We start from the raw sequence: 20197 nt of genomic DNA, 5'->3' as shown, positions 1-20197 counted from the left end.
GGAAGGAGCGTCGCAACGTGATACCGGGAGAGATCCTCCACGGCGATGACCCGGTGACGCTCAACAAGGGCGCCGAGATCACCCGGCTCACTGTGCTGAACGCCGCGGACCGGCCCGTACAAGTCGGCTCGCACTACCACTTCGCGGAGGCCAACCCGGGATTGGAGTTCGACAGGCCCGCCGCTCACGGCAGGCGCCTGGCCATCGCCGCGGGAACGGCCGTACGGTTCGAGCCCGGCATCCCCGTCGAGGTCGCACTCGTCCCGCTCGGCGGCCGGCGCGTGATCGCCGGACTTCGCGGTCAGACAGGCGGACCACTCGATGGCGGCGGGTCCGCTCCGGACGACGGAGATGTCCATGACCGATGAGGGCGGCGTGATTCCCCGGGCCGTCTACGCGGAACTGTTCGGCCCGACCACCGGCGACCGGGTACGGCTCGCCGACACCGACCTCCTCATCGAGGTCGAGGAGGACCGCTGCGGCGGGCCGGGACGGGCGGGAGACGAGGCGGTCTTCGGAGGCGGCAAGGTCATCCGCGAATCCATGGGCCAGGCGCGCACGACACGCGCCGAAGGTGCGGCCGACACCGTCATCACCGGTGCACTCGTTCTGGACCACTGGGGCGTGATCAAGGCGGACGTCGGTATCCGGGACGGCCGGATCACCGCGCTGGCAAAGGCCGGGAACCCGGACACCATGGACGGCGTGCACCCCGCTCTCGTCATCGGGCCCGAAACCGAGATCATCGCCGGGAACGGCAGGATCCTCACCGCGGGCGGCGTTGACGCCCACGTCCACTTCGTATGCCCGCAGCTCATCGACGAGGCGCTGGCGTCCGGAGTCACGACGCTTCTCGGGGGCGGAACGGGACCGGCGGAGGGCAGCAAGGCGACCACAGTGACACCCGGTCCGTGGCATCTGGCCCGAACCTTCGCCGCCATGGACGACATGCCCGTCAACGTGGGGCTGCTGGGCAAGGGGAACACGGTCTCCCACGACGCGCTGCACAGCCAACTCCGCGGCGGCGCCGTGGGATTCAAGATCCATGAGGACTGGGGCGCGACCCCCGCGGCCATCGACGCGTGCCTCGCTGTCTGCGAGGAAACCGGTGCCCAGCTCGCCATCCACACCGACACGCTCAACGAAGCAGGCTTCGTCGGAGACACCCTTGCCGCGATCGCGGGCCGAGGCATCCACGCGTATCACACAGAGGGTGCGGGAGGAGGCCACGCACCCGACATCATCACCGTCGTCGGACAGCCCAACGTGCTGCCCTCCTCGACCAACCCCACCCGTCCCCACACGGTCAACACGGTCGACGAACACCTCGACATGCTGATGGTCTGCCACCACCTCAACCCTGCCGTCCCCGAGGACCTCGCCTTCGCCGAGTCCCGGATCAGGCCGTCCACCATCGCCGCCGAGGACGTCCTGCACGACATGGGCGCCATCTCGATCATCTCCTCCGACTCCCAGGCCATGGGCCGTATCGGCGAAGTGGCCCTGCGCACTTGGCAGACCGCGCACGTGATGAAGCAGCGACGCGGGTCCCTGCCCGGCGACGGCCGCTCCGACAACACGCGCGCCCGCCGTTACGTCGCCAAGTACACGATCAACCCCGCCGTCGCGCAGGGACTCGACGCAGAGATCGGTTCTGTCGAGCCGGGCAAGTTGGCGGACCTGGTGCTGTGGGAGCCGCCCTTCTTCGGGGTGAAGCCTCAACTCGTCCTGAAGGGCGGGCAGATCGCATACGCGCAGATGGGTGACGCCAACGCGTCCATCCCCACGCCCCAACCCGTGCTGCCCCGGCCCATGTTCGGGGCCATGGGCCGCGCCCCGGCCGCGAACTCGCTCAACTTTGCAAACGCTGCCGCGCTGGAGGACGGACTGCCGGAACGACTCGGCCTGGGCAAGCAGTTCGTCGCCGCACGCGACACCCGCGCCGTCACGAAGTCGGACATGCGCGGCAACGATGCGCTCCCCGACGTCGCCGTCGATCCCGACACCTTCACCGTCACCATCGACGGCGAAGCCGTCGACCCGGCTCCCGCTGCAGAACTGCCCATGTCGCAGCGCTACTTCCTCTTCTGACGCGGCTGTACGGAAGGACGCGCAGATGACCCGCACCGCAACCAACACACCGGCCAGGGCTTCGAGATGACCACGGCAGCCCTTCTCGTCCTCGCCGACGGGCGGTTCCCCGCCGGGACACACGCACACTCCGGCGGAGCCGAAGCCGCGGTGAGGGCCGGCCGCATCGTCGACTCCGCCACGCTCGCGGACTTCTGCCGAGGCCGCCTCCACACGGCAGGCCTGGTCGCCGCAGGCCTCGCCGCCGCTGCCGCCGGAGGTCACGACCCACTGGATCTCGACGAGGCGGCCGACGCGCGTACACCGTCACCTGCCCTGCGTCGCACGTCCCGAAGGCTCGGCCGCCAGCTGATGCGGGCGGGCCGTGCGGCATGGCCGTCGGCGACGCTCGACGACTTGGCACAGGCGCGCCCGGGCGGTGCACACCAGCCGGTGGTACTCGGCCTCGTGGCCCGCGCTGCCGGAGTGACGCCGCTCGATGCCGCCCACGCCGCCGCGTACGACGCGGTCTCGACGCCGGCCACCGCCGCGGTAAGGCTTCTCGGCCTCGACCCCTTCGAAGCCGCAGCGGTACTCGCCCGGCTTGCACCATCCGTCACCGGGATCGCTGGAGAGGGGGCACGAGCCGCGCATGGCGGCATCGACGCAATCCCGGCCGCTGCCGCGCCGCTGCTGGAGATCACGGCGGAGGACCACGCCACCTGGCCGGTGCGTCTCTTCGCTTCGTAGACCCGCCCCGAGCCGGCCGCGGCCACGTCTCGTCGCCCCTCGCCACAAGCACCCGATGAGCCGCACCACGATCAGTTCACTGTCCGAGCAAGGAGCCGCCGCAATGCACCTCGATCAAGCCGCCCCGTTCCCACAGCGACACACCCACAGCGCCCGACCGGTCAGCGCGGCCGTGCACCCCGACGAGGCGCGCAGGGCCCTGCGAATCGGCCTCGGTGGGCCCGTCGGCTCGGGGAAGACCGCCACCGTGGCGGCGCTCTGCCGGGCGCTGCGCGAGGAGTTCTCGCTCGCCGTGGTCACCAACGACATCTACACACGGGAGGACGCAGCGTTCCTGCTGCGCGAGGCCGTGCTGCCGCCCGAGCGGATCGCCGCCGTCGAGACCGGTGCCTGCCCTCACACAGCCATCCGCGACGACATCTCCGCCAACCTGGAAGCGGTCGAGGACCTGGAGCACGCCGCGGCCTCCAGCGGTGGTCTCGACCTGGTCCTCGTCGAGTCCGGGGGCGACAACCTCACCGCCACCTTCTCCAGGGGCCTCGTCGACGCCCAGATCTTCGTCATCGACGTGTCGGCCGGTGACGACATCCCCCGCAAGGGCGGCCCCGGCATCACCACCGCGGACCTCCTCGTGATCAACAAGACCGACCTCGCCCCGCACGTCGGCTCCGACCTGGCCGCCATGGCCCGGGACGCGGTGGCACAGCGCGGCAGCCGCCCCGTCGCCTTCACCTCGCTGAAGGCCGGGGACGGCGTGACCCCGGTCGCCGACTGGACGCGTGCCCGGCTCGCGGCCTGGAAGAAGCAGGGGACCGTGACCGCGTGAGCGGCACAGCGGGCGAGGGCAGCACAGCGGCGACTGTCGAGGAAGACGGCGCGAGAGCCCGCGCACGGCAGCCTCGCGCTTTCGCCGTGCGGGCCGGTGCCCGCGTCACAGCAGTCGCGGACGGCCGCGGCGGTACCGCAGTCCCGCTGGTCAGCGGTACGGGACCGCTCACCCCGCGCCTCACGCGAGCTGCGCAGGACGGTGCGGCAGGCGAAGCACGAGTCACCCTCGTCGGCGCCATGAGCGCCCCACTCGGCGGCGACCAACTGACCCTGGACGTACGGGTCGAGGACGGTGCCAGGCTGCGGATGGACACCGTCGCGGCCACCCTCGCACTGCCTGGTCGCGGCGGTGACGCAGCTCGATACGACGTGCGGCTGACCGTGGGCGAGCACGCACATCTGCGGTGGCTGCCCGGGCCTCTCATCTCGGCCTCACGCAGCGACCTGCGTCAGACCGTGCACGTCGAACTCGCCCCCACCGCCCGCCTCGAGCTGCGGGACGTCTCCGTGCTCGGGCGCACCGGTGAGGAACCGGGGCGTCTCACCACCAGGGTCACCGTCAACCGTGGCGGCCGCCCCCTGCTCGACCAGCAGCTCGACGTCGGAGCGGGAGCCCCCGGGTGGGAGAGCGGTGCGGTACTGGGCGGGAACCGTGCTGTGGGGCAACTGCTCGTCGTGGACCCGGATCCGGCCCATGATCCGGCGGTGCCGTGCCTGATGGGCCCCGACGCCGTCGTCACGCCCCTGGACGGACCGGCGGTGCTCGTCACCGTACTCGGTGCGGACGCCCTCGCCGTGACGCCGCTGCTGAGGTGGCCGCCGACGCCCGCAGAGTGACCGGCCGCGCCTCCGGCGGGTGCGCCATGCGGACGGCGGTGGGCGAGGGACGGCGGGTGAGGTCACCAACTTGCCGAAACATCACGGGAATCAGCCCTGCGAGGACTCCGCGCACACTCACCTCTCAGCGCGGTGACCACCCCAGCCACGTCGTGCTCGCCCCACTCGTGACCAGTTCGACGTGGAGCTAGCGGAGTAGTTCCTCCAACTCCTGGCAGGCGCGTTCCGCGCGCTCACCGACGTCCTTGTCCGCCACCAGCCGGGGGAGGCTCGCAGCCGGATGGTCCAAGTACCTGGCGGCTCGTCCGGGCACCTCGGCGGCGTCCGGGACAAGCCTGTTGCCGACGAGTACCGAGACTGCTTCCGGCCATAGCTCCGCCCTGTCCATGAGCTCGCGCACCGTCCTGGGGGTGGTTTCTTGAGCGGGATCCGGCTCAGGAACGGTCCATGAGTGCCGGCCATGCCGCACGGCCATCGGTTCCCGTCCCGGCAGGTGCACCGTGGCGCTCGTACCAACAGGCACCACGACCTCCAGGGAGAACTGACCGTCCGCGCGCTGCCATGCGACCGAAGCCTCGCCGTACGGCGTGAGATGCCGCGCCGAGGCGTGCGTCAGCGGACGGTGCGGTCGCGGCCTGACCGTGAACTCCCGGTAGCCGGGGGCCGCCGGGGTGAGCCCGGCGATCACGCGATGCATCCAGTCCGCCACCGCGCCGAGCGCGTAGTGGTTGAACGACGTCATCTGGCCGGGGTTGATGGAGCCGTCCGGCAGCATGCTGTCCCAGCGTTCCCAGATCGTGGTCGCACCCATGGTCACCGGGTACAGCCATGACGGGCAGCCCCGCTCCAGCAGCAGGTTGTACGCCAGGTCGAGCCGGCCGGTGGAGGTGAGGGCGTCCGTGATCAGGGGGGTGCCGACGAAACCGGTGCTGATCCGGAACCCGTTCACGCGCACGAGATCCGCGAGCTGCCGTGCGGCGGTCTGCCGTTGTGACTCCTCGGGCAGCAGCGCCCATTCGAGGGCGAGCGCGTAGACCGTCGGTGCGTCGCTGAGTACGCGGCCCGAACTGGTCACGTATTCACGAGCGAAGGACTCCCGGGTGCGAGCGGCGAGTGCTGCGTAGTGGCCGGCCTCGGTCTCCCGTCCCAGCACGCGTGCCGTCTCGGCGACGATCTCCGCAGACCGGGCGAGGTGTGCCGTGGCCACGACGTCGGCGTCGGCCTTCGCGGCGAAGGGGTCGTCAGGCGGCGCGGTGGGGTCCAGCCAGTCGCCGAACTGGAACCCCCCGACGCACACGCCGTCCTTCGTCAGCGACGCGATCTTGTCCACCCAGCCGCACATGCTGCTGAACTGCCGCGCGAGGATTCCGGCGTCGCCGAAGCGCTCATGGAGCACCCACGGGACGACGGTCGACGCGTCGCCCCACGCGGCCGCCGTGGGGTTCTCCTTGCTCACCGACTCCCGAGGGTTCCGCAGGTCCGGTATCACCCACGGCACCGATCCGTCCGGAAGCTGGTCCGCGGCGAGGTCGCCGAGCCAGGACTCCAGGAATCCCGCGGTGTCGAAGAGAAAGCTCGCGGTGGGGGCGAAGACCTGGATGTCGCCGGTCCAGCCGAGACGTTCGTCCCGCTGCGGACAGTCCGTCGGGATGTCGAGGAAGTTGCCGCGGGTGCTCCACACGACGTTCTCGTGGAACTGTTCCAGGTCCGGCTCCGAACAGGAGAACCAACCGGTGCGCCGCAGCTGCGTTCCCACGACGACCGCCTCCACGTCGGCCTCCCGGAGATCGGGAACGCCGGAGACCTCGGCGTAGCGGAAACCGTGAAAGGTCAGGTTGGGCTCGAGCACCGCTTCGTCGTCGTCCGCGAGCACGTAGCTGTCGGTCGCCTGCGCGGTGCGCAGCGGGCGTACGCCGAGTTCGCCGTTCTCGAGAACCTCCGCGTGGCGGACGGTGATCTCGTCACCCGACTTCGTCCCACGCACCCGGAGCCGCACCCAGCCGACCAGGTTCTGCCCGAAGTCCACCAGCGTCCGGCCGGACGGTGACCCGAAGACCCGGGTGGCGGGCACCACTTGGGTGACCCGTACCGGTGGTCCCGTGGGTGCGACGAGCCGGTCCAGGTCGGCGTCGACGACCTCGACGCCGTCCACGCGGGACTCGCGTGCACGCAGATCGGTGCGCTGCCCGTCGTACAGCTCGTTGTCGAGGATGCCGCTCTCGTGGGCGGCCCACGTCTCGTCGGTGCCGATGGCCTCGCGTGAGCCGTCGCGATAGACCACCTCCAACTGGGCGCACAGGGACAGCCGGTCGCCGTAGACCGCTCGCCGGCCACCTCCCAGACCCATCCGGCCTCGGTACCAGCCGTTGCCCAGCAGCACCTCGAACGCGTTCTCGCCTTCGCGTACCAAGTCCGTGACGTCGAAGGTCTGGTACCGCAACCGATGGTGGTAGCTCGTCCAGCCGGGTGCGAGCACGTGATCGCCCACCTGGCTGCCGTTGAGCTTCACCGCGTAGACACCGTGTGCGGTGGCGTACAGGCGGGCGGACGCGATGCCGGGGCGAAGGAGAGCCGTCCCCGTCAGCACGGGCGCCGGATCTCCGATACCGCCGATGGCGGCCGGACTGATGAACCGGGCGGTCCAGTCCCCGGGTTGGAGCAGGCCTGTCTCCACGATGGACGGCTCGCTGAACTCCGTCCACCGGTCGCCCGATGCCGCACGCACCCGTACAGATGCCCGAGTACGGGAAGGCAGCGGTTCGAACGGCCAGGGGACCAGGACCTGTTCGGGTGAGTCGACGCGGACGGTCGTCGCGCCGTCCAGTTCGACCTCGTACGCGGTCTGGCGCCACGCCGGGTTGTCCGTGCTGACCTGCCAGGACAGACGCGGCGCCGATGTACCGATGCCGAGCGGCGAGTCGAGGTGCTCGAACCGCACCGGGTTGATGACCACGGACTCCGCACTCATGCCGTCGCACGCTCCGATTCGATCTGCTCGAGTGACTTGCCCGAGGTGTCGGGCATGAAGAAGTAGCGCACGGTGCCGCTGATGACGAGGAACACCACGAGCAGCCCCGCGACGGGCTCGATCCCGGTGGTGGCGAGGACGGGGACGAAGAAGCTCCAGATCCCGAGCACGACCCGGGCGGTGCCGAAGGTGAGCCCCTGGGCGGTGCCGCGCAGGATGGTCGGGAAGAGCTCCTGACTGAAGACCTTGTACATCGCCTCACCGGCAAGAGCGGCACCCACGGCCCAGAAGACCAGATTGCCGATGATCACCGGGATGTTGAAGGGGAGGAACAGATAGATCGCGAACGCGATGATCTCCATCGACGCCCCGATGGCCCACATCCGCTTGCGCGTGGCGTGGGACCGGTCGGCCAGCCGCATGAAAAGCACCACCGTCGCCACCATGCCGAGGAAGAAGCCCAGCGCGGTGAGTCCCACGCTGACCGCTTGGGAGCCGGCATTCAGCGACTTGATGATGTACGGGTTGAAAGTTCCCTTGGTGCCGGCAGCGAGGTTCCAGAACGTGTAGATGGAGAGCGTCCACAGCAGTGCCTGCAGATTCGCGCCACGGAACAGGCTGCGCAGTTCGTGCCGGGACGTGCTCCGCGCAGTGGACGCCTGCTGCCACCGAGGCGATTCGGTCAGGCCTTGGCGCATGGCCCAGGTGACGATCGCGACCACCACCAGGTGAAGGAACACGATGCGGATGCCGAGCATTTCGAGGGGTGCGAGCCCGAAGGCGAGCAGCAGCACGATCAACGGTCCCGCGTTCCAAGCGACTTGGGTGAAGCCGAGCAGCTTGCCGCGGGCCTTCGCGGGCGAGAACTCGCCCACCAGCGCCAGTGAGGCGGGGACGTCGGCGCCCACCGCGACGCCGACGACGAACGTACCGATGAACAACATCGGGGAGTTGAACGACAGCGCGATCAACAGCGCTCCCGCCGCGTACACCAGCAGGTCGTACTTGTAGATGCGCTTGCGGCCGAGCTTGTCTCCCAGCCGGCCGCCGATGAACGCGCCGAGAGCGCAACCGATCGCGTTCGGGCCAATGGCGGCGAGCGCGCCGACGGCGCCGCTGCTGAGGCCGAGTTCGGACTGGAAGAGGGACAGGCCCGCACTGAGCGCGACGATGGAGCCGGCATCGATGTACGACGCCATTCCGGCCAGAATCGCCCACTTCCACTGCTGGCGCGTGATTGTTCCGCTGTCGTCCGCCGGGTCGACGCCGACCGCTTCGGAGGATGCCATGGCGGTCTCCTAGTCCTCGCCGAGGCTGGGCATTGAAACGTATTTAGCGCGGCACCGTAGCCCTCCGTTCTGGGGGTGACAACACCTGGAGCAACCTGAATCGAATCGTTTCAATACCTCGACACGTGCGGGGCGCAACCGGGTCCGGGGCAGGACCCGCCGGACACCGGCGCCGTCGAGTGTGTGTCGAGAAGGCAGTGCCGGCGCGCGTGACCGGCCACGGGTCGACTGTCTCGCTCGCCCGGTGCCGCCGGCCTTCCTGTCGCTGGTGGAGCCCTTCCGGTGAGACGGTCATGGCAGGCGCACACGCAGAACTGCGACCGAGGTGACGTGCGGAACGATCGACTGGTGCTGTTGGAAGGCCTGGCTGCGTGCAGGATGAAACGTTTTTCGCCGCGTAGGCTAGGGTGCGCGGGATACGCGGCCAGGGAGGAACGCACACCAGTGGAAGCCGTCGGAGGCGGGAAGAGCGGCATGGTCAGCATCAAAGACGTCGCGCGGCAGGTGGGCGTCTCCATCGGCACCGTCTCGAATGCGCTGAACAGGCCCGACCGTGTCTCGCCCGACACCCGTGCCCGCGTGCTGCGGGCCGTGGACGAACTCGGCTACGTTCGCAGCGAGTCCGCACGCCAGCTCCGCGTCGGAGAGAGCCGCATCATGGCGCTGCTGGTCCTCGACATCGGCAACCCGTTCTTCGCCGACGTCGCGCGGGGAGTGGAACAGGCAGCCCGGGCTCAGGGGTTGGGCGTCATGCTCTGCAACAGCGAACACGACAAGACGGCCGAGGCGCTGTACCTGTCCCTGTTCGCCGAGCAGCGCGTGCGCGGCGTGCTCATCACGCCCGCGGACCTGTCCGGGAAGACCATCAAGTCCTTCCAGCGCAACGGCATTCCGTACGTCTTCGTGGACCGGATTGTCGCCGCCGATGAGGCGTGCTCCGTGTCGGTGGACGACGTATCGGGCGGGGAGCTGGCCGTGCGCCACCTGATCGAGGCCGGGCACACCTCCCTTGCCTACGTCACCGGCCCCCTGCACCTCGCACAGTGCGAGGACCGGCTGGCCGGAGCGCTGAAGGCACTCAGCGACGCCGGACTCCGAGCGGAAGACCTGACGGTCCTGGAGCAGGGAGCGGACGACGTGGCGTCCGGCCGCGACGCCGGCTCACGCTTCCTCGGCCTGCACACTCGCCCCACCGCGATCTTCTGCTCCAACGACCTCCTCGCTCTGGGGGTGTTGCAGACCCTGTTCGCTGCAGGTGTCCGCGTGCCCGAGGACGTCTCGATCGTGGGCTACGACGACATCGAGTTCGCCGAGGCCGCCGCGGTCCCGCTGACTTCGGTTCGCCAGCCTGCGGTGCGGATGGGGCGGACCGCGGCCGAGTTGCTGCTCCACGAGACGAGTGGGGATCCCGAACACGAGCACCAGCGCATCGCGTTCCAGCCCGAACTCATCGTGCGTCGCTCCACGTTGCCCCGCCGGCGATGACCTCCCAGCCGTTACGGCCGACCCGCAATCCGGTTCACGCTGAAACCCCGGTGATTGCCACGCTGCTGCGACTGCTCAGGAGTGACCGCCTGCCTCGTACGTCCCCTAGTGGAGCGGGCCTGTGCACTCGTAGACCTGGGCCGTGACGCCGCTCGGTGTCGTCTCGGAGTTGAGGAGCTTGAGCCCGGCAGGAGTGCCGCTTTCCGGGAACAGCCGCCGGCCACTGCCCACCACCGTCGGCGCGATCAGCCGCAGCTCGTCGACCAGTCCGGCGGCCAGCCGTGAGGCGCCCAGGCGGGGGAGAGCTGAGGGCTTTCTCGTGCTGCTGAACGCCCGCCTCCGTCCGCCCCGAAGTACCGGGTGTCCGGTGGCGAGTTGGGAAGCGCATGCGGGGGTCCGGTCCTCGGAGAGAGGACGCATGGACGGGGAGAATGACCGCTCGCTGGAGCCAGGCGGCACGAACGGATCCGCCCGGCGGCACCGTCAGGTCCGGGAACCGCTGTAAGGAGGGAGACGAGAAGGCCTGGCCGCAGACCTGTGAAGAAACCGCAGAAGCCCTGCTCGCGGGGGAGCACCGCGATATGTGCGCGGCTACAGTGAGGCCGCCGTTGCTGAACTGCCCTGTCACGGGAGGCCCTTGCGTGTTGATGCAGCTTCTGGTCATCTGCGCATGGGTGGTCTATCTCCTGGGTTTCCTGCTTCTGTTGGCCGTTCTCGAACGCTTCCGCAGCAGGAGGACCCTGATCCGCCTCATCCTGTGCACGGCCAGCCTGATCACCAGCGCTCTCATGCTGTGGGGGGCCACAAAGGCTGACGTGCCGGACAGTTACGCCGGCACCTCACTGACGCGGTTGCTCGATACCGCTGCAGGCTGGCTCCACAACGTGCTCGTGGTCACGGCCGTCGCCGTGCTCGTCATCGCCGCAATACGGGGTCACCGCAACTTCCGTACTCGCTGAGGCCCGGACCCGGCATGGGTAACCCTGGCAGGATCGTGGCGAGGTCCGTGACGCGGTCGAGGTCCATGATCCCGTCGACCAGCCTTCTCGTTGCGGCACGGCCCCGGGGAGGTTCCATCAGAGCGGTGCACTTGACCACCGAGTCGTGATCGGGTCTTCGGAGCTGCTGCCCAGACCGCATCGGTCACTGTCGTCTGGACGACCTCGCCTGACCGGAGGTGGCACACGACGCGGGACGGCATCCGCCCGGAGTGGAACGACGAGTCCACCTTCTCGGGGACGGGAGTCCTATGAAGACCGGCGGTTCGATCCCCGAGACGCGCGGGGAATTCTCGGGTTCGCGGGATTCCGGCAGTTCGCAGCCCGCAACCTCCCTGCGGCGGCCCGCGAGGCGCGCACCGCCCTCAGTTCGCGGCGCTTCGTCGCCGAAGCGCGGAAGTACGTTCCGGCCCTCGCCCACCACGACGTCACGCGCGGGCCGCGGGGCATCCGGCGCCGGGCGATGGATGGCCGCGGCGCCCTGGTCGACGACTTCGTCAACTCGGGGACCGAGCACATCGTGCACGTGCGTAACGCGCCGTCACCGGGGGCGACTTCGGCGCTCGCCATCGCGGAGCACATCGTGCGGACGGCTCTGTGGCGCCGGTCCGGGCCATGAGGGACCCGTGGGTGATCTGCTGAGTCTCCACCAGGGTGAGCTCTCAGGCGGGCAGAAGTGAATCGACGGGCCGGCTGGGAACGCGGGGGAAGCTGAGAGTCCGGTACACGGCGACGTTGCCGGCCAGATCGGCGCATGCTCGGGCGGCTGCGGTGGCTCTCCGTGTGCAGGAGGGGTCACGGGCGTCCAGAAGAATTCCGAGAGTTGTGCCGCTGTGCCCGATGGCCACGCCGAGGCCGCCGACGTCCCGGCAGATCTCCAGCATCGGCTCCAGCGACCGCTTGTGGCGGAGCGACTGGTTCATCAGGGCGCTTCGGGTCGCGACTCTGCCGACTTCTTCCAGGTCGTGTCGCGGGATGGCGTCGGCGAGCCTGTCCAGCAGCCGGGCGTACTCGCAAGTCTCCGCTGTGGAGAAGACTTTGGGGGTGCGATTGACGTCGACGGTGTCCACAGCGCCGCCCTCGTCGACACCCACCACAGTCATCGTCGGAAGAGACCCCAGGATCGCCCGGAGCCGCACCGCGCGATGGTGGAATGCGACGATCGCCGGGTAGAGCACGCCGTCGGTCGGCTCGATCCGCGCCAGCAGACTCTCGATCCTGGCGGGCGGCATCGGCGTGTTCAGGGCGTTCGACACGGCTCGGGCCGTCGCGACCAGGTCGGCCGAGGAACTGGCCAGCCCTTTGCCCTCGGGGATCACACTGCTCAAGGTCAGGATTCCTCCGACAGACCCCGGAACCTCCTCGGCGATCATGCGAGTGAGTTGAAGAGCCTTCTTCTTGTGCGAGGGGCGCACCGCGATCCCACCGGCTTCGGGATCCTGCCGGAACGTGGCCATGCTCCAACGGGCGACGGGCAGGGTGACCAAGAAGTCACCGCCCTCCTCCGGCAGAGCACCCTGGAGCAGCTCGCCGAAGGTGCCAAAAGCTGTTCCCACTCCCGTTGTTGTCCCTGGTCGCGGTGTCACATCGCGGGACAGCTGCACGTCTTCCACTCCTCATCCTTCTTCGTCGGCCGCTTGAGCCACGTGGGACGACGGGCACCTGTCCGAGCACCCGCCGTGCGGTGCTGCTGTCCGTCGCACCCTGCTGCGCGGTCGGCTTCGGCGTGATCCGGGGGATGCCGGGTCGTCGCGACCGCCAGACTACTCCAAACGCTCTTGACAATCATTTCCATTTAGCGAATGCTGCGCTGGACGCAGGCAGTCGTTCGGCAGCGGCCGTCTCCCACTGGCGGGGTGAAGGCCGGGCCGGAGGAGCCACAACGACGTATTGGGACCACTGCGCGGCAGCGCAGTCGGCTGCGCAGGTCCCACGCGATGAACTCAGCAGGAGGAGCCATGCGGGAGCAGAGCCGCAGGAACACCGCACTCTTCGCCGACGACCCGGCTGAGGCCAGGGCATGGGCACTTCACGAAAGCCTCCCGAACACGCTGCCCGCGGACGAGATCATTGCCCTCAACACGCCCAAGGCGGACCTTCACACGCAACGCCCTTACGCCTACAGGGACTGGACGTTCGATCTGCCTCCCGGTGTCTTCATGCCTGGAGAGACGAGCTGGATGATCCACGACCGGGTACTGGACGGGACCATCCCCGTCAGCGGGAGGTGCTACGGGGCCATGGGCGTCGGCCTGGGGGTCGAAGCCGTCGTCGCCGGGCTCCAAGGGGCGAGGGAGATCCACGCGATGGACATCGACCCCGTGAGCGTGCGGGCGATGACGGAGCACTACGAGCGACTTGTGGGGGAGCGGCCCGGAACGGTCTTCATCCCGCTGGTCTCCGACCTGTTCGAAGGGGTCCCCGACGGCGCGCGATTCGACGTCATCACCTTCAACCCGCCCGCTGTGAGCCAGCAAGTGAGCGACGACCCGACCGTCGTGCGGAACGTGTGCGTGGGCAAGGAGATCGCCGCGCGGTTCTTCGACCAGATCGTGCAGCGGGGTCTGCTGGCGGACGACGGCGAGATCTACTTCATCGTCTCCAACACCTCCGCACTACGGGACATCGTCGCGTACGCGATCGGATCCGGGTTCCTCCCGGAGGTGATCCACCATCAGACGTGGGTCACGGACGATGTGCAGACCTTCCTGTTCACCTTGCGACGCAACGCAGCGGTCTGACAGGCCCTGAGATGCACACACACATAGCGGAAGCCGTGAAGCAGCCCGATCTGATCCGCGTACGAGCGGATCTGGTCTGCCTGCGTTTCGAGACGATGAAGATCTATTCGGCCCTGGGGGCTGTTCGTCACCTGCTCGACTCCGGGGCAGTGAAGCAGGGCGACACGCTCATCGACAGCTCGAGCGGCATCTACGCACAGGCACTGGCACTCGCCTGCCATCGCTTCGGACTCAAGTGCCACATCGTGGGCTCCACGACCGTGGACCGCACGCTCCGCACGCAGCTGGAGATTCTCGGCGTCACTCTGGAGCAGGTCGAGCCGTCGAAGAATCTGCGGCTGGACCAGGAACTGCGAGTACGCCGCATTTCCGAGATCCTCAAGGCGAACCCTTCGTACCACTGGATGCGGCAGTACCACGACGAGATCCACTACTACGGCTACCGCGAGGTCGCCGAAGCCATGGACCGGGAAATCCCGCCGGGCGGAATCTCGTTGGTCGGCGGCGTCGGTTCCGGGGCGTCGACGGGCGCCATTGCCACCTACCTGAGGGAAGCCGGCCGGGACGTGACCGTCGTGGGCGTACAGCCCTTCGGCAGCGTGACGTTCGGGTCGGAGCATGTGTCGGACCCCGACATGATCATCGCCGGCATTGGCAGCGCCATCGAGTTCAAGAACGTACGGCACGCGCTCTACGAACGGATTCACTGGGTGAGCTTCGAATGCGCCCTGTCCGGCGCTGTCGAACTGCTGCGCAGCGCCGGGATATTCGCGGGTCTCTCAGCCGGGGCCGCGTACCTGACCACTCTTTGGGAGCGACGCCGCAGAAGCACCGCGCGGACCTACGTCTTCATCGCCGCCGACACCGGACACCGCTATGTCGACAGCGCCTTCGCCCAGCACCGCAGAGCCGAAGACATCGACGCCTTGCGCCCCCACGAGATCACGTCGCTCGACGAATTGAGGCAGCCGTGGTCGACCGCCTCGTGGCCCGACATCTCCGTGGCGCGACGCGGGACTTGACGCAAGCGCACGAAACCCGACCGACGCCGAGAACAGTCGGCTCCTGCTCGGAGAGCAGCATCAGGCCCACCATTCGACGAGAGAACTGAGAATGCCGAACCCGAAGCCGCACACCGTCGCGGAATTGACCGAGGAAGTGCTGGAGGGTGCCTACGGGCCCGACCCGGAAGGCGTGACCGTCACCAGCGCCTTCTGGCTCTATCACACCACACGGCTGGCGGGCAGCGAGGTCACCTACCACAATCACTATCTCCTGCTGCGTGTAGGGGAAAGCTTCGGAGCCTGCTCCTTCGAAGCGGGCGAACTGAGCCCCGATTTCTGCGAGAACGCTTCCGGTTTCCCTCTGGAGACGTTGCTTCGGAGCGAGACGACTCCGGTGCGTGTCGCCGCGCTGGATGCCTATCTGTCCCATGTGTGGCCGCACCGGGCGTCCGGCGACGCCGAACCGGTCACACTGCCCACCGGAACCCCGGAGAGCAGGGCAAGGGCGCGGGACGCCGCCATCGCCGGACTGCTCGACATCGAACCAGGCGCCCGGGTCGCCCTGATCGGTGTGGTGAATCCACTGATCGAAGCGATACGCGACCAGGGCGGCGTCTGTCTGCCGTGCGACCTGAACCTGCGGACCACCCAGTGGGGCGAGCCGGTCTCCGACGACATGACCGAACTCCTCGGGCAGGCCGACGCCGTGGTGGCCACCGGAATGACGCTCAGCAACGGCACGTTCGACCTGATTCTCGAGCACTGCAGGCACCACGACGTCCCGCTCGTGGTCTACGCGCAGACCGGGAGCTCCGTCGCCCGCGCGTTCCTGCCCAGCGGCGTGACTGCTCTGTCGGCCGAGGCCTTCCCGTTCTCCCAGTTCAGCGCGGACGCCACTGTGCTGTACCGCTACCGGGCCGACAGCCTCGCCACGGTGCTCGAGGAGGTCTCATGAGTACCGGCTCCGGGACTTCACAGATGAGGCACGAGGATCCGGACACGGGTGGGCAGCTGCCGAGCGACTTGAGGATGGCACGCGAGTTGTGGCCCATCCTGCTGGCCTCCGCGGTCGGGCTGCTGCCGTTCACCGTCTTCAGTACATATCTGGTACCGATCGCGGACGGGTCCGGAAGCAGCGTCGCTGCCATGGGCGGGCTCCGTGGACTCGGCGGGCTGGCGGCCCTGCTGGTGGGTACGGCACTGGCGCCGCTGATCGACCGTGTCCCCAAGGAGTGGGCAGCCGCCGGCGGGCTCGGGGTGCTCGCCGTCTCGGCCGCTCTCGGAGCGAGCGGCGAATACCTCCTTCTCGTGGCGTTCTGCCTGCTCGTCGGGGGTGGGACAGCCGTGCTCAATCCGGCTCTGACGGCGGCGGCGGCCGACCGATTCGGTTCGGGGAAGGCGGCCGGCAGAGCCGCGACGCTGGTCACGGCCATCCAGTCCATGACGGCGATGCTGGCGGCGCCCGTGATCGCGCTGCCCGCGCTCTTCTGGGGGTGGGAGGGGGACCTCCTCGCCGTCTCGGCGGTCTCGCTGCTGCTCGCGGTGATCCTGCTCTCCCGGCGAACCTCCCGGGGCACGGAGCAAGAGGCCGACAGCGACGCGAAATTGACCTACCTCGCTTCCTTCAGGGCCCTCGCCGCGGTGCGGGGTGCCGTGCCGCTGCTGCTGATCTCCCTCCTGCGCACGGCCGTGTTCATGGGGTACTTGGCGTACTTGGCCGCGTACTACGACAGCCGGTTCCAACTCGACCCCGGCCTCTTCTCGTTGGTCTGGACGCTCAGCGGCGCCTCGTTCTTCGTGAGCAACCTCCTCACGGGACGGCTCACGAATTCCGCTCAACCCCGGGTGCGTACCGAGTACTTGCTTTGTCTCGGCCTCGTCGCCGCGCTGGCTTCCGTAGTCGGGTTCTACTTCACGCACCGGCTTGCGCCGGCTCTCGTCCTCACGTCGCTCCATGCGGCCAGCCACGCGGTCGTCGCCGCGTGCGCCGTGAGTCTGCTCGTCCGGCGCTGCGGGGCGCTGCGCGGATCGGCGCTGAGCATCAACGCGGCGGGAATGAGCCTGGGCGTCTTCGTGGGGGCTTCCCTCGGCGGCGTCGGCCTCGGTCTCGCCGGCTATCCCGGGGTCGCTCTGGTCTTCGGCGCACTGATGGCGGTCGCCTCGGTAGCGGCGTTCCTGGTCACCCGGTCCTCCTCTCCGGAGAGCGAAGAGGGCGACGCCTCAACTGACTCCGACGACACATGACGGGCTCACCCATGCCACCCGTGGGCAGTGCCTCTCGCACGGCGAACGGAGAGGCCCGTGAGGCCCGGCCACCCACCTCGCGAAGGGGCCTGATTCCGGCCTGCGTTGCCCTCCTCGCCCTGCTTCTGGTGTCCGTCGTCGTGGCGATCGGTCTCGGCTCGGCGGTGATCACGCCGGGCGAGACGGCCCGGTACCTGTGGGCGGCCCTGAGCGGCGGGGAGATCGGCGCGAGCGAGGCGACGACCTATCAGATCGTCTGGGAGATCCGCACTCCTCGCGTACTGCTGGCCGCGCTGGTGGGGGCGGGGCTGAGCACCATCGGGGTCGCCATCCAGGCGATGGTGCGCAATGCGCTGGCCGACCCGTATGTATTGGGCGTCTCCTCCGGCGCGTCCGTCGGCGCGGTCGGCGTCACCGTCACCGGAGGACTCGCGGGGCTGGGGAGCTACGCCACGTCGGCCGGAGCCTTCCTGGGGGCGCTGGCAGCATCGGCCCTCGTATACGCCGCTGCCGCGAGCCGAGCGGGGCTGTCGCCACTTCGCCTCATCCTGACCGGCGTCGCCATGGCGCTCGGCTTCCAGGCCGTGATGAGCGTGATCATCTACTTGATCCCCAACAGCGAGGCCACCAGCACGGTCCTGTACTGGACCATGGGCAGCTTCGGTGCTGCAACGTGGGCAGCCCTGCCCGCCGTCGCCCTGGCGGTGCTGCTCGGTGTCCTCGTGCTGAACCGCTGCAGCCGCGCCCTGGACGTGATGGCACTGGGCGACGAGACGGCGGCGAGCTTGGGCATCGACCCCGACCGGCACCGCAAGGCACTCCTGGTTCTCATCTCGCTCGTGACCGGTGCCATGGTCGCCGTGAGCGGTGCCATCAGCTTCGTCGGTCTGGTGATGCCCCACTTGGTGCGCATGGTCGTCGGGGCGACCCACGCGCGTGTACTCGCGGTCAGTCCGCTCGTGGGAGCGGTCTTCATGGTGTGGGTGGACCTTGTGGCCCGAACGCTCGTGGCTCCGCGGGAACTGCCTCTCGGCGTCATCACCGCACTCATCGGTGTCCCGGTGTTCGTCACCTTGCTGCGCCGCAAGGCTTACATGTTCGGAGGCCGCTGATGGACCTGACCCTCGACGGGCTGTCGGTCGTGACCGACGGCAAGAAGCTCCTGCGCGACCTCTCCCTGAACGTGGCGGACGGCCGGTGCGTGGGCCTCGTCGGACCCAACGGGAGCGGCAAGTCCACCGCGCTGAAGTGCATCTACCGTGCCCTGCGCCCGAGTTCCGGCACTGTACGGCTCGGTGAGCGGGACCTGCCGCGCCTGAGCATGCGGCGAAGTGCTCAACTCGTCGCCGCCCTCGCCCAGGACGGCGAGGTCGAACTCGACTTCACCGTGGAAGAGGTCGTCGCTCTGGGCCGTACGCCCCACGTCCGGGGCAACCAGGTCCTCAGCACCAGGGAGCGGGAGCTGTGCGAGCGGGCCATGGTGCGGCTCGACATCAGTCACTTGGCCCGTCGCGGCGTGCTGACACTCTCGGGCGGCGAGCGTCAACGCGTTCTCGTGGCCCGTGCTCTCGTCCAGGAGCCCACGATCCTCGTCCTCGACGAGCCGACCAACCATCTCGACGTGCGGCACCAGGTCGAACTGCTGTCGCTGCTGCGTGGCACGGGGCTGACCATCTTGATCGTGCTGCACGATCTGAATCTCGCAGCTGCGGCGTGCGACCAGCTCGGTGTGCTCTCCGACGGATGCCTGGTCGCCAGCGGGGCTCCCGAGAAGGTCTTGACTCCCGAGCTCGTTCACGAAGTCTTCGGCGTCCGCCCAACCGTCGTCACTCACCCGCTGACAGGCGATCCGCAGCTGCTGTACTCCCTCACCCCTCCATCACCGAACGGAAGTGACACATCATGCCCTCCACCCGGCCACTGAACCCCGCACGGCGACGCGCCGCCGTCGGCTCGACCGCGGCTGCCGCACTACTGCTCAGCGGATGCGGAGCGGATGTCGCGACCGACGGGAAGAAGTCCGAGAAGGTCACCGTCAAGAGGTGTGGTGAGCCGGTCGAATACTCCACCCCCAAGCGCACGGTCGCCTATGAAGGGGGAAGCGCTGACAAACTCTTCAGCCTCGGCTTGACGAAACACGTCCACGGATACGTGATGCCACCGGCCAACCCACCTGTGAACGAGTCGCCTTGGGCATCCGAATACGCCAAGGTCAAGAAGCTCAGCGACGATCTCCTCAACAAGGAACTCGTCGTCGATGCCAAGGCGGACTTCGTCGTGGCCGGCTGGAACTCCGGCTTCAGCGATCAACGGGGCATCACCCCGGAGATCCTCGACAAACTCAAGATCCAGAGCTTCATGCACACCGAGAGCTGCTACAACTACCCGAAGTTCCCTGAGAAGAAGAAGCCCTTCGAAGCCCTGTACACCGACCTCGAACGGCTCGGGAAGATATTCAAGGCGGAGGAGAAGGCGAAGAAGGTCGTCGACGATCTCAGGGAGCGCGAGAAGGCCGTCGCTTCGAAGGCGCCGAAGGGCGATCCGGCTTCCGTCTTCCTTTATGACTCGGGTACCGACCAGCCCTTCACCGCGGGGAATCAGGTCCCGCCCAACGACATCATCGAGAAATCCGGTGGAAAGAACGTCTTCTCGAACCTCGACGAGCGCTGGGCGCAGGTGAACTGGGAGAGTGTCACCAAGGCCGAGCCTGAGGTCGTCGTCATCCTGGACTACGGGGACAAGCCCGCAAAGAAGAAGATCGATTTTCTCAAGAGGTCGCCGCAAACGAGGGAGTTGCCCGCCGTGAAGAAGGACAACTTCTTCATCCTCGACTACAACGAGGGCATCAGCGGTCCCCGCAACATCGACGGCCTGGAGAGGTTCGGCAAGTACATGCGGAACCTGGCTCACTGACATCAGCCGGCTGCTGCGTCAGGACAGCGACGCTCGCCGGCCTGAACCCGAGCCAGGCTCCTGGCCGCTT

The 20197-nt window shown here is 68.4% G+C and carries 19 protein-coding genes; 15 read left to right on the top strand and 4 right to left on the bottom strand.

Going from position 1 to position 20197, the window contains the following annotated elements; genetic code table 11:
- Window positions 1-17: 17 nt before the first annotated feature.
- The 5 genes from I004_RS0121815 to I004_RS0121795 all read left to right on the top strand — a co-directional run bounded on the left by I004_RS0121815 (window position 18) and on the right by I004_RS0121795 (window position 4485).
- Window positions 18-368: an urease subunit beta gene (locus I004_RS0121815; protein ID WP_028437253.1), complete on the top strand. Its 351-nt coding sequence runs from the start codon at window positions 18-20 to the stop codon at window positions 366-368.
- A complete protein-coding gene (locus tag I004_RS0121810) occupies window positions 358-2091 on the top strand; it encodes an urease subunit alpha (protein WP_028437252.1) in 1734 nt (577 codons plus the stop codon). Before I004_RS0121815 ends, I004_RS0121810 begins: the two co-directional genes overlap by 11 nt.
- A 66-nt stretch (window positions 2092-2157) precedes the next feature.
- Window positions 2158-2820: an urease accessory UreF family protein gene (locus tag I004_RS0121805; RefSeq protein ID WP_028437251.1), complete on the top strand. Its 663-nt coding sequence runs from the start codon at window positions 2158-2160 to the stop codon at window positions 2818-2820.
- A 103-nt stretch (window positions 2821-2923) separates the two neighbouring features.
- A complete protein-coding gene (gene ureG, locus I004_RS0121800; RefSeq protein WP_028437250.1) occupies window positions 2924-3646 on the top strand; it encodes an urease accessory protein UreG in 723 nt (240 codons plus the stop codon).
- A complete protein-coding gene (locus I004_RS0121795) occupies window positions 3643-4485 on the top strand; it encodes an urease accessory protein UreD (RefSeq protein ID WP_078511582.1) in 843 nt (280 codons plus the stop codon). Before ureG ends, I004_RS0121795 begins: the two co-directional genes overlap by 4 nt.
- 187 nt (window positions 4486-4672) lie before the next feature.
- Here the strand turns inward: I004_RS0121795 and I004_RS0121790 are convergent, their stop codons facing one another.
- Both I004_RS0121790 and I004_RS0121785 read right to left on the bottom strand, forming a co-directional pair.
- On the bottom strand, window positions 4673-7453 hold the full coding sequence (locus I004_RS0121790; protein WP_199779441.1) for a family 78 glycoside hydrolase catalytic domain: 2781 nt from the start codon (window positions 7451-7453) through the stop codon (window positions 4673-4675).
- A complete protein-coding gene (locus I004_RS0121785) occupies window positions 7450-8742 on the bottom strand; it encodes an MFS transporter (RefSeq protein WP_028437247.1) in 1293 nt (430 codons plus the stop codon). Before I004_RS0121785 ends, I004_RS0121790 begins: the two co-directional genes overlap by 4 nt.
- Before the next feature lie 474 nt (window positions 8743-9216).
- On the opposite strand from I004_RS0121785, the gene I004_RS0121780 reads away from it, so the two are divergent.
- Window positions 9217-10227, top strand: coding sequence for a LacI family DNA-binding transcriptional regulator (locus I004_RS0121780; protein WP_028437246.1), 1011 nt, complete (start codon window positions 9217-9219; stop codon window positions 10225-10227).
- Between the two features lie 105 nt (window positions 10228-10332).
- Here the strand turns inward: I004_RS0121780 and I004_RS37660 are convergent, their stop codons facing one another.
- Window positions 10333-10647, bottom strand: coding sequence for a dihydrofolate reductase family protein (locus I004_RS37660; protein WP_028437245.1), 315 nt, complete (start codon window positions 10645-10647; stop codon window positions 10333-10335).
- A 221-nt stretch (window positions 10648-10868) separates the two neighbouring features.
- Here I004_RS37660 and I004_RS0121765 point away from each other — a divergent pair, with 221 nt between their 5' ends.
- Window positions 10869-11186 carry a hypothetical protein gene (locus I004_RS0121765; RefSeq protein WP_028437244.1) on the top strand — a complete coding sequence of 106 codons (318 nt, stop codon included), beginning with the start codon at window positions 10869-10871 and terminating at the stop codon, window positions 11184-11186.
- A 502-nt stretch (window positions 11187-11688) separates the two neighbouring features.
- Complete coding sequence (locus I004_RS39565) at window positions 11689-11844, top strand: hypothetical protein (protein WP_158677069.1); 156 nt, start codon at window positions 11689-11691, stop codon at window positions 11842-11844.
- Window positions 11845-11887: 43 nt separating this feature from the next.
- Here I004_RS39565 and I004_RS0121755 read toward each other — a convergent pair whose 3' ends face one another.
- Window positions 11888-12781, bottom strand: a complete 894-nt coding sequence (locus tag I004_RS0121755; RefSeq protein WP_486580168.1) for a GHMP family kinase ATP-binding protein — start codon at window positions 12779-12781, stop codon at window positions 11888-11890.
- Window positions 12782-13183: 402 nt separating this feature from the next.
- Here I004_RS0121755 and I004_RS0121750 point away from each other — a divergent pair, with 402 nt between their 5' ends.
- The 7 genes from I004_RS0121750 (at window position 13184) to I004_RS0121720 (ending at window position 20127) form a co-directional block, all read left to right on the top strand.
- Entirely contained in the window at window positions 13184-13966 is a 783-nt protein-coding gene (locus I004_RS0121750; protein WP_028437242.1) for a methyltransferase, read from the top strand.
- An 11-nt stretch (window positions 13967-13977) separates the two neighbouring features.
- Window positions 13978-14988, top strand: coding sequence for a pyridoxal-phosphate dependent enzyme (locus I004_RS0121745; RefSeq protein ID WP_028437241.1), 1011 nt, complete (start codon window positions 13978-13980; stop codon window positions 14986-14988).
- 91 nt (window positions 14989-15079) lie between these two features.
- Entirely contained in the window at window positions 15080-15925 is an 846-nt protein-coding gene (locus I004_RS0121740) for a Rossmann-like domain-containing protein (protein ID WP_028437240.1), read from the top strand.
- On the top strand, window positions 15922-17214 hold the full coding sequence (locus I004_RS0121735; protein WP_028437239.1) for an MFS transporter: 1293 nt from the start codon (window positions 15922-15924) through the stop codon (window positions 17212-17214). Before I004_RS0121740 ends, I004_RS0121735 begins: the two co-directional genes overlap by 4 nt.
- A gap of 92 nt (window positions 17215-17306) precedes the next feature.
- A complete protein-coding gene (locus I004_RS0121730) occupies window positions 17307-18326 on the top strand; it encodes an iron ABC transporter permease (protein WP_028437238.1) in 1020 nt (339 codons plus the stop codon).
- Entirely contained in the window at window positions 18326-19138 is an 813-nt protein-coding gene (locus I004_RS0121725; RefSeq protein ID WP_028437237.1) for an ABC transporter ATP-binding protein, read from the top strand. Before I004_RS0121730 ends, I004_RS0121725 begins: the two co-directional genes overlap by 1 nt.
- Window positions 19117-20127: an ABC transporter substrate-binding protein gene (locus I004_RS0121720; RefSeq protein WP_028437236.1), complete on the top strand. Its 1011-nt coding sequence runs from the start codon at window positions 19117-19119 to the stop codon at window positions 20125-20127. Before I004_RS0121725 ends, I004_RS0121720 begins: the two co-directional genes overlap by 22 nt.
- Window positions 20128-20197: the final 70 nt, after the last annotated feature.

It is taken from the genome of Streptomyces sp. TAA486 (assembly GCF_000426165.1).
This window is presented reverse-complemented; position numbering and strand designations above follow the sequence as displayed.